7 protein-coding genes are annotated in these 9,795 nt (G+C 55.1%); 3 read left to right on the top strand and 4 right to left on the bottom strand.

The window, feature by feature from the left end; translation table 11 throughout:
- Positions 1 to 779 (top strand): methyl-accepting chemotaxis protein (locus tag HGO40_RS03710; protein ID WP_250961925.1); only part of this gene is annotated, 779 nt, incomplete at its 5' end.
- A gap of 326 nt (positions 780 to 1,105) precedes the next feature.
- Positions 1,106 to 1,543 (top strand): bleomycin resistance protein, encoded by a 438-nt coding sequence (locus HGO40_RS03705; protein WP_250961924.1) that lies wholly within the window; start codon positions 1,106 to 1,108, stop codon positions 1,541 to 1,543.
- A gap of 134 nt (positions 1,544 to 1,677) precedes the next feature.
- Here the strand turns inward: HGO40_RS03705 and HGO40_RS03700 are convergent, their stop codons facing one another.
- Both HGO40_RS03700 and HGO40_RS03695 read right to left on the bottom strand, forming a co-directional pair.
- Positions 1,678 to 2,619 (bottom strand): NAD(P)-dependent oxidoreductase, encoded by a 942-nt coding sequence (locus tag HGO40_RS03700; RefSeq protein WP_250961923.1) that lies wholly within the window; start codon positions 2,617 to 2,619, stop codon positions 1,678 to 1,680.
- Positions 2,616 to 3,809 (bottom strand): aminotransferase class I/II-fold pyridoxal phosphate-dependent enzyme, encoded by a 1,194-nt coding sequence (locus HGO40_RS03695; protein WP_250961922.1) that lies wholly within the window; start codon positions 3,807 to 3,809, stop codon positions 2,616 to 2,618. Before HGO40_RS03695 ends, HGO40_RS03700 begins: the two co-directional genes overlap by 4 nt.
- A 472-nt stretch (positions 3,810 to 4,281) precedes the next feature.
- On the opposite strand from HGO40_RS03695, the gene HGO40_RS03690 reads away from it, so the two are divergent.
- Positions 4,282 to 5,307: an RHS repeat-associated core domain-containing protein gene (locus tag HGO40_RS03690; RefSeq protein ID WP_411386255.1), complete on the top strand. Its 1,026-nt coding sequence runs from the start codon at positions 4,282 to 4,284 to the stop codon at positions 5,305 to 5,307.
- 55 nt (positions 5,308 to 5,362) lie between these two features.
- On the opposite strand, the gene mdoH is transcribed toward HGO40_RS03690, so the two are convergent.
- Positions 5,363 to 7,933, bottom strand: a complete 2,571-nt coding sequence (gene mdoH, locus HGO40_RS03685) for a glucans biosynthesis glucosyltransferase MdoH (RefSeq protein WP_250961921.1) — start codon at positions 7,931 to 7,933, stop codon at positions 5,363 to 5,365.
- Entirely contained in the window at positions 7,926 to 9,665 is a 1,740-nt protein-coding gene (locus tag HGO40_RS03680) for a glucan biosynthesis protein G (RefSeq protein WP_250961920.1), read from the bottom strand. The genes mdoH and HGO40_RS03680 overlap by 8 nt, the downstream gene beginning before the upstream one ends.
- Positions 9,666 to 9,795: the final 130 nt, after the last annotated feature.

Raw genomic sequence — 9,795 nt, 5'->3', positions numbered from 1 at the left:
TGACCGCACCGACCAGCGCCGGGGTCAACAGCCAAAAAGTGGAAACCGATCAGGTCGCCACCGCCATGCACGAAATGACCGCCACGGTGCAGGAAGTGGCGCGCAACGCCGAGGAAGCTTCCGAAGCGGCCGTCGCCGCCGACCAGCAAGCCCGTGAAGGCGACAAGGTCGTTGGCGAAGCCATCGCCCAGATCGAGCGCCTGGCCAAGGAAGTAGGCAATTCCACCGCCGCCATGGGCGATTTGAAGCGTGAGAGCGACAAGATCGGCAGCGTCCTGGACGTGATCAAGTCCGTGGCCCAGCAGACCAACCTGCTGGCCCTCAACGCGGCCATCGAGGCAGCCCGTGCCGGTGAGGCCGGACGAGGCTTCGCCGTGGTGGCCGACGAGGTCCGTAGCCTGGCCCAGCGCACCCAGAAATCCACCGAAGAGATTGAAGAACTGATCGTGGGCCTGCAGACCGGGACCGAACAGGTCGCGACCATCATGGACAACAGCCGTAGCCTGACCGACAGCAGCGTCGAATTGACCCGTCGTGCGGGGAGCTCGCTGGAGAACATCACTCGGACGGTTTCGGCGATCCAGTCGATGAATCAGCAAATTGCCGCAGCGGCCGAGCAGCAGAGTGCGGTGGCTGAGGAGATCAACCGTAGTGTGCTGAATGTGCGTGATGTGTCGGAGCAGACGGCGTCGTCCAGTGAGGAGACGGCCGCTTCAAGTGCGGAATTGGCTCGGTTGGGCGTTCACTTGCAGACGCTGGTGGGGCGGTTCAAAGTATAGAGACATTGGGGCTTTTGTAACGAATGGCCGCTTAGCTGGTTTTCCAAACACATAGGCATGAAGCAGTGCATCAGTCCCTATTGGGGCTGAGAGCACTGCTCTACCGACAGTGATATTCGACATGCGCCGCAGCAGGTTTAATGTTTTTAAACATCCCGCCTACTTTAACTTTCAGACATAATTTATAACTGCCACATATCGTCAAATGATTGCAACCATCATAAAAATGACGAAAGCATCAGAAAAATCTATTGGACTTTTCTAGAGTTCACGACAGAATGGCACCTCCATTAACTATATGAAACATTCTTCACGGAAGAGGAATTATGGTCGCCTTTAACAAGCTTATACCTGAACTGATTGTGTCCGACATCAAGGCAAGCTCAAGTTTTTATTGCAAGCTCATTGGCTTCAGCGTTGAGTATGAAAGACCGAACGACGGTTTTATATTCATTTCCTATCACGGCAGCCAGTTAATGCTGGAGCAAGACGATCACAAAGAGTCGCCATGGCGTGTGGGCCCGCTACAAAAACCTTATGGACGCGGAATGAACCTCTCCATTGATTGTCCTGATGTCAGAGCGTTAGCGAAATCATTGATGGCTTCGGGATACAAGCTGCATAAACCGATAGAAGAATGCTGGTACAAAGAAAATGATTTGCTTCAAGGTCAAAGCAATTTTCTCATATTAGACCCAGATGGCTATTTACTTAGGTTTGCTCAAAACCTAGGCTCCAAATCCAGCCGCAACGAACTAATGTAAGCAAATGCTGGACTGGACACTCACTTTCTTGGAGAAAGTGAGTGTCCAGCCACCGGAATACCTCATATTGGGGCAATAAATCATCACGCCGCATGCGAACGTTTTAAAGCCATTCAAATGAAAGGCCATTGAACTTAACGCCCGCTGATACAATGAAGGGTTTTCACAGCCTGAAGAAAAATATTTTCAACAGTCACTTGCTCCTGTGCCGCCAGATGCGAAGTGACCATTATTTTTTTTGAGGGCAATGAGAGCAAACCATAGGGATCATCATGCTGGCCCTTGTTAGCCGCCCATTCGTTGTAGTAGCCATCGATAAAACAAAATGCATCCGCATTGCGATTGAGGTAGGTCTTGAGCGCACGCGTGCAGATAATTTTTGGATTGGACAAATTCAATATCATCAGTCCCGTTGACGCGCAGGCCAATACCGATTCATCGATAAGATTAAAGGTTTCGGCACAACCACTCAGATGAATACATAAAACGTCAACGGTGCTGACCAGATCACCGAGGGAGGTATGTTGCAGGCCCAATGACTTTTCCAGCGACTCCTTCCGTGTCCGGGACCAATAGCGCATATTTGCAGTTCCACGCATATGAAGCTGATATGCCACCTCACTTGCAATCGATCCCATGCCAACAAAGCCAACTTTAAGATTCAACAATGATCGCCTGGGCGTCTGTATCCAAGCGTTGCCCGCCTTCACACTTTCAGCGCTTTCAAAAGCCCTTGCCGAACAGAGGACAATCATTGCCAATGTAAATTCAGCCACCGCTTGCACGTGTAGGTTGGGTGTATTGGCTAATTTTATGCCTTTATCGGAAACATACTTCACGTCCACGAAGCTGGAGGTGCCTGTTCCCATTACAACGATATTCTCTAACCGAGTGGCGGCGTCAATCAGCTCCGCAGACAGGTATTCCGGTCCACCTAAAATATAGTCGTGCACATCGGGCAACACCTCTAGAATTTGCCGCTCATCAATAGGACGTCTTATATGGGTGAGTTCAATACCGTCTGAAAATACCGTTTTATCAATATCAAAATCCCCCGTTACCAGAACCTTTCTCATTCCGAAATCTTCTCTACACAATCATTGTAGTCTTTGGCCGATTCAAGCTCGAGCAGGGCTTGTCTCAAGCGCGAGAGCGAAAATTTGAATTGGTCATCAGGTTTCAAAAGCGCAATTCTTATACGGTCGTGCCCTGCGACCTCATGACTGTTCCAATAGAAATACCTCCCCGGCAACACGGCCACGTCATAAGTTGCAAGGTAGTCAGTTAATTCCAGGTCCGAGAGCCCAGTTCGTTTTATGTTAAGCCACATAACCGTCATGCCCGAATACGAATGCGGCGAATCAACGCTGACCCGTGTTCCTGCAAGCTGGGAACGTACTATTTCTGCATTCTTGGTAATAATCGAGTGCACATAAGAGAGCCCTCCTCTTTTTAGCGTCGCCTCGATAAATGCAATGATCAGTCTCAGTACAAAATTGGAACAGCAAAGATAAATTTCTTCGTAGATGGCTCTGATTTCCTGGGCCAGATTCTTGCTATATGACAGCAGGCTGGCCTTGGCATCCAATGTTGGCCATTGCTTACCGGTATCCTCCAGAATGATAAATGACGCGCCCTTTTCAACCAGGAGTGCATATTCGTCGATAGCGGTTTTGTGGCAGAACCGAAAAGAGGTATCGAGGATCAAAATTATATTGAGCCGATGGCACAGTTCCACAATATTTTTCATCATGACTGCATCGATGACGAAACCTGTCGGGTTATTGGGATTAACCATAAACAAGGCGTCAAGTTTTTTGTTTTGAACAAACCTCTCCAGCAAGCCCAAGTCTGAAAACAAGCTTTCTGGAACAGCTTCAAGCTCGACTTCCCTACGCCTAAGCAACTGGGCGAGGTTGTCAAAAGTGGGTTCGACAAGGCCTATTTTTAACTGCTTTGATCGCGCCCATGCTCCCACTATGTCTATGCTGTTTGACGCGGTAGGGCAGATCGAAAAATATTGGTGATTTTTTAACCCAGGCAGCGCAAAATAATCTGCAAAAATATCTTTGAACGCCATCTCCATTTGCGGAACAGGCGTCTCGACCGCCGAACCCCATAAGTCAGGCAACTCAGGTAACACGCTGCTAAAATGCGTTTTCGCAGAAATGTAGCTATGACCATCGGCAAGATTATATTGTGCCGACAACCCAAAAACTTCATGTTCAGTAAGGCTCTGGTTTTTGTAATCAGACATAAGGCTCATCGGGCTTCCTATCGGATAATTTGAATATCTAGTTCGACCTTGATCTAGGACTGCCTTCCTTGACGAACCGAACCTTAATAACCAAGCGCCCACATGTAAAGTTGACACACCCGCAACTAGCTATCTAAATATTTCCCGTTCTTAACAGACGGACAAAGCCGACACTGATGACGGGATTCTTTTGTAACGTAGATATTCGAATAATTATCGAGCTTTTAGGCTGAAGCATTGTTGCCGCAACTCGCCCTCTAGCGCGCCCACTCGAAAAACATCCAACAACCCAATCCACTTTTCAAAATATCTCACAGCAATAATCTGTATGCCTTTACCCAGCAGAAGATAAACCATCAAACAAGTTACAACCTGTCACCCTTCAGTGACGGCGCTTGACACTTATCCTCGTACACGCCGAGCACTCTCAAAACCTATCAGTTCTGATAGTAGACAACATTCTCATTCCGACCGAGACTGAATGAACGGTCTGTTTCCTGGAAAAATATTGATGTCGAACACTGCTGACAGACTATTAGTCCAGTATCTATACGATGCTCTCGATCGTCTGGTTTGCTGCGTGCCTGCCGACCAACTCCGTCGTGACCGGTTCTATCTATTAGATCGGCTCGCTACAGAAATCCAAGGATCCATTCAGTATCAGGTTTTTCAGACCTTGGATGTCTTGCTGGCGGAAAACCACGGAGGGAACACCCCACGTACGTCAATCCTGCTGACCGACAAGCATCGCTCGGTGCTGCAGAGCAGCGACGGCACTTCGACCTATACGCCTTACGGTCATCGCCCCGCTCAAGGGGGCCTGAGCAGCCTTCTGGCTTTCAACGGTGAACGGAACGATACGATTACGGGTTGCTACTTGCTGGGAAACGGGCACCGTGCGTTCAATCCTGTCCTGATGCGCTTTAACAGCCCTGACAGCCTGAGTCCCTTTGGAGACGGAGGACTGAACTGTTATGCCTATTGTCAGGGAGACCCGATAAATCGCACAGATCCCACGGGACGGATTCCACACGGGCTGTTGTGGTTCGTAAATGGGCTGATGGAATTCGGCGGAAACTATGTACTTCCGTTCCTTGCTCCTAAAGTGCTGGTACGACGGCTTCCATTTGTCGCTGACGCCACGTTCGGGCGCGTTGCCAAAGTAGTGTCAAGCGGCAGCGCCTTCGTAGGGACCGTCGCCTATCTAGTCCTGAACCGAATGGAGCATCATCATCCTGAGTCACCCGTCAATGACCCGCTCCTGATCGCCCTGGTGGCGCTGGGGGCGATTGGCATGGTGAGTGGTTTTGGTGTTTTGCTGCATAAACGAGCTCAACTGCCCCCGCTTCGGGACTCATTGACCCGAGAATCTCTAGTCTCCTCACCTACTTCCTGGACGTCTCCACGAAATCAAAGGTTTATCAAACGAAGGAGAATGTTTGATCTTGACGAATACACGGCGACGCTAAGTGCTTCCGCTATCCGAAGAAATACCCGCTACCCATGAACCTATGACTCACCGCGCACAAACAAAAAGCCCCGCTGGTTAGCGGGGCTCTTTGTCATGCCAGTTGAGGCTGTACGCTCACCGGCTGTAGCGGCAGCAACGGTGCATGAGGGTCCGCCTTGACCGATTCACGCCACGCCGCCAGCCACTCGGGATGCGCCTCGCTCCAGACCTGCTCATGCAAGCGGGACAGGGCCACCGGGTCGCTCAGCAGGGCCAGCCGCTCAGCGTTATTGAGACCGGCAGGGCCGACCTTCAGGGCGTGACGAACGCGTTCGACCCGCAGCCATTCAATCGGCTCGGCCTGGCCGTGACGCGAGGTCGCCAATGCATACGCCAAGGCGTTCTGTTGTGGATCGACCACCGCCCGGATGAAGCCGTCGTTCAGCGCGTGCCAACGGTTTTCATGGGTGTACTGGTCCGTCGACAGCAGTTCCTGGGGCGGTGCGTATTCCTCGGGAATCAGGAACAAGCTCTCATCACGGGATTTCAAGCCCAGGCCCACGCGACTGGAGATCACCGACACCGGGATCGACAGGATCAGCGACCCAACGATCGGCACCAGCCACCAGAGGAAGCTTGGGTTCAGCCAGATCACCAGCAAGGCCCAGAAGAAGCCCAGCAAGGTTTGTGGACCGTGACGCTTGACCGCTTCGCTCCATGGCGTGGAGTCGTCGTCACGTTTCGGCGAGTTCCAGGTCGCGGCCCCGCCGAGGAACGCGGCGAGCACGAAACGGGTGTGGAAGATCATCCGCACCGGCGCCAGCAGCATGGAGAAGAGCATCTCCAGCAGCATCGACATGGTCACCTTGAACTTGCCACCGAACTCCTTGGCACCCTTGGCCCAGATCAGCACGATGCTCAGCAGTTTGGGCAGGAACAGCAGCACGATGGTGGTCGAGAACAGGGCGATGGCTTTTTCCGGATGCCATTGCGGCCACAGCGGATAAAGCGGGCGTGGTTCAAGGAAGTACTGCGGCTCCATCAGCGTGTTCACCGCCAGCAGCGCGGTGGACAGCACCAGGAAGAAGAACCACAGCGGCGCCGACAGATAAGACATCACGCCGGTCAGGAACACCGCACGGTGCACCGGGTGCATGCCCTTGACCAGGAACAGCCGGAAGTTCATCAGGTTGCCGTGGCACCAGCGACGGTCACGCTTGAGTTCGTCCAGCAGGTTTGGCGGCAGCTCTTCGTAGCTGCCCGGCAGGTCATAGGCAATCCACACGCCCCAGCCGGCACGGCGCATCAGCGCGGCTTCGACGAAGTCGTGGGACAGGATCGCGCCCGAGAACGCACCTTTACCCGGCAACGGCGCCAAGGCGCAGTGATCGATGAACGGTTTCATGCGGATGATCGCGTTGTGACCCCAGTAATGGGATTCACCCAACTGCCAGAAGTGCAGACCGGCGGTGAACAGCGGACCGTACACTCGCGTGGCGAACTGCTGCATGCGCGCATACAACGTGTCCATGCCCGAAGCCCGTGGCGCGGTCTGGATGATGCCGGCGTCCGGCGTGGCTTCCATCAGGCGCACCAGGCTGGTCAGGCATTCGCCGCTCATCACCGAGTCCGCGTCGAGCACGACCATGTACTTGTAGTCGCTGCCCCAACGACGGCAGAAGTCGTCGAGGTTGCCGCTCTTGCGTTTCACGCGACGGCGACGACGACGGTAGAAGATCTTGCCGAAGCCCCCGGCTTCACGGCAGACGTCCAGCCAGGCTTGCTGTTCGGCCACGCAGATATCAGTCTCGTTACTGTCGCTGAGCACGAAGAAGTCGAAGCGATCCAGGTCACCGGTGGCAGCCACCGACTCGAAGGTGGCGCGCAAACCGGCGAATACCCGCGGCACGTCTTCGTTGCAGATCGGCATCACCAGCGCGGTGCGGGCATCCTTGGGAATCGGCTCATTGCCGGCGCTGGCGCCAGAGATGCGGTATTTGTCGTGGCCGGTGAGCAATTCGAGAAAGCCCATCAGCGCTGTCCAGAAACCTGCCGACACCCAGCAGAACAGGATCCCGAACAGAATCAGGATGCTGGTTTGCAACGCATACGGCAGCACTTGCGTGGCCGTCTGCAACAGCGGTTGGTGCAGGACTTCTTCCAGGTCGACGAACGACCAGCCCTGGTAGGGCATGATGCCCTTCATGTACCAACCGGCGACGATGGTCTGGCCGAGCATCAGGATCAGCAGGATGTAGCGGCGGATCGAACCCACGGTACGCCAGCGTGCATGGGGCAGCACGCGCTCATCCTTGGGCGGCTTCGGCGGGTTGGTGCGACCGGTCAGGCGCCGCCAGGCGCGCACCTGGATATTGGTGCGCCACGGCTCCGGCACGACCTTGGTCCGACGGATCGGCGGCGTCGCTTTCAGGCACACCCGGCCACTGGCGTCGAGCCCCAGCATTTCCGCTTCTTCAAGCTCTTCGGCGGTGCTCAGGGTCAGCCGGCGACCCACCGAGGCTTGCACAGCCTCGGTGGGCGCGTCGAACGTCGGCGACGACAGGCGTTCGTGCAATTCGCTGAAGGACTTGCAGCCCGCCAGTTCGGCGCGCTGCTCGTCGGTCATGGGCAAATGGGCCAGGTACTCACTGAGCGTCTCTGGCTGTACTGGAGTATTACTCATCGGCTGGCAACTGATAGCTCCAGGTCTCGGTCAGGACTTGCTCAGTCGGTTCCGGTTCCTGCTGGGTTGGGGTCGGTTCGACCGCGGCGGTGTCCGCCTGGACAGCCTTGGCTTCGTCTTGCGCGTTTTCTTTCGCGAGCTCTTTTTCAGTCTGCTGGCGGGCGATCTTGTCAGCCTTGGCCAGGGTCGTGGTCGCGGAATGCGAGGCGGCCGGGGCTTCGACAGGCGTCAGCGGACGAACCAGTGCCGCACGCATCTCGGTGGCCTGTTTCGGGTCCTTGATCTTCAGTCGCAGCGTCAGGCGCCAGCCCTTGGTTTCAGGGTTGTAGCGCACGCTGTTCTCGACGATCTCGCCGTTGTCGCCAACGCTCACCTGGCTACGCACTTCGGCGTCTTCAGGCAATGCTTGCAGGGACGGCCCTTCGAAATCCACCAGGTAGGCCACGCTGCCGTCCGGTTGACGGATCAGGTTGGACTGCTTCACATCACCAGTGGAACGCAGGGTCTGCTTGACCCAGGCACTGTCTGGCGAGTGCAGGTTGGCTTCGTCGAGGGTCCAGTGCAGACGGTAGGCGAAGTCCAGCGGCTGGCCTGGTTCAGGCAGTTTCTCCGGGCTCCAGAACGCAACGATGTTGTCGTTGGTTTCGTCGGCGGTCGGGATCTCGACCAGATCGACGGTACCCTTGCCCCAATCGCCTTTCGGTTCGATCCAGGCGCTTGGGCGTTTTTCGTAACGGTCATCCAGGTCTTCATAGTGGCTGAAGTCACGACCACGTTGCAGCAGGCCGAAACCACGCGGGTTTTCTACCGAGAAGTTGCTCACGGCCAAGTGTTTCGGGTTGTTCAGCGGACGCCAGATCCACTCGCCGTTGCCGGCATGGATGGACAGGCCGCTGGAATCGTGGAGTTCACGACGGTAGTTGAGCACCTTGGACGGCTGGTTGGCGCCGAACAGGAACATGCTGGTCAACGGGGCGATACCCAGTTTGTTGACGCGATCGCGCAGGAACACGCGGGATTTCACGTCGACAACGGTGTCGGTGCCCGGACGCACGGTCAGGCGATAAGCGCCAGTGGCCCGCGGCGAATCCAGCAGGGCGAAGATCACCAGGTGCTTGTCGGTGGGTTTCGGACGCTGGATCCAGAACTCGCGAAAGCGTGGGAACTCTTCACCGGATGGCAACGCGGTGTCGATGGCCATGCCACGCGCGGACAAGCCGTAGACCTGGCCCTTGCCGATGACGCGGAAATAACTCGCGCCCAGCATGGTCATGATTTCGTCTTGCTTGTCGGCCTTGTTGATCGGGTACAACACGCGGAAACCGGCGTAGCCCAGCTGTTCGGTGGCCTTGGGATCGAACTTCACGTCGCCGAAATCGAACCGTGTCGGGTCGTACTTGATCTCGTCGACGGTGGTCGCGGTGATTTCGTTGATCTTCACCGGGGTGTCGAAATGCATGCCCTGGTGATAGAAGGACAGCCGGAACGGGGTCTTCTGGTCGGCCCACTCCGCTTTTTCGGTGCGGAAACGGATTTTCTGATAATCGGCGAACTTCATTTCGCGGAATTCGTTCGGCAAATTGCTGCGCGGGGCTTCGAATTTCTGCCCGGCCAGTTCTTGTGCCTTCGCCGATACATCATCCAGGCTGAATGCCCACAGTTGGCCCGCGCCGAACAGGCACAGCAGGGCCGAGCCCGCTACCAAGGCGCTTCTAAACCGTTTGGCAGTCATTTTTGGTGCATTACAGGGACTAACAATCACGAGCAACCCTCGCCGAAAACTGATCAAAAAACCAACGGCCAGATAAAGTATCTACACGGTAACGGCGCTGAAAAACCGTTCCTGCGGACCACTCTTGCCA

Source organism: Pseudomonas sp. CG7 (assembly GCF_023701885.1).
Taxonomy (GTDB): Bacteria; Pseudomonadota; Gammaproteobacteria; order Pseudomonadales; family Pseudomonadaceae; genus Aquipseudomonas; species Aquipseudomonas zanjanensis.
Note: the sequence above shows the minus strand (reverse complement) of the source record. Positions and strands in the feature narration are given on the sequence as shown.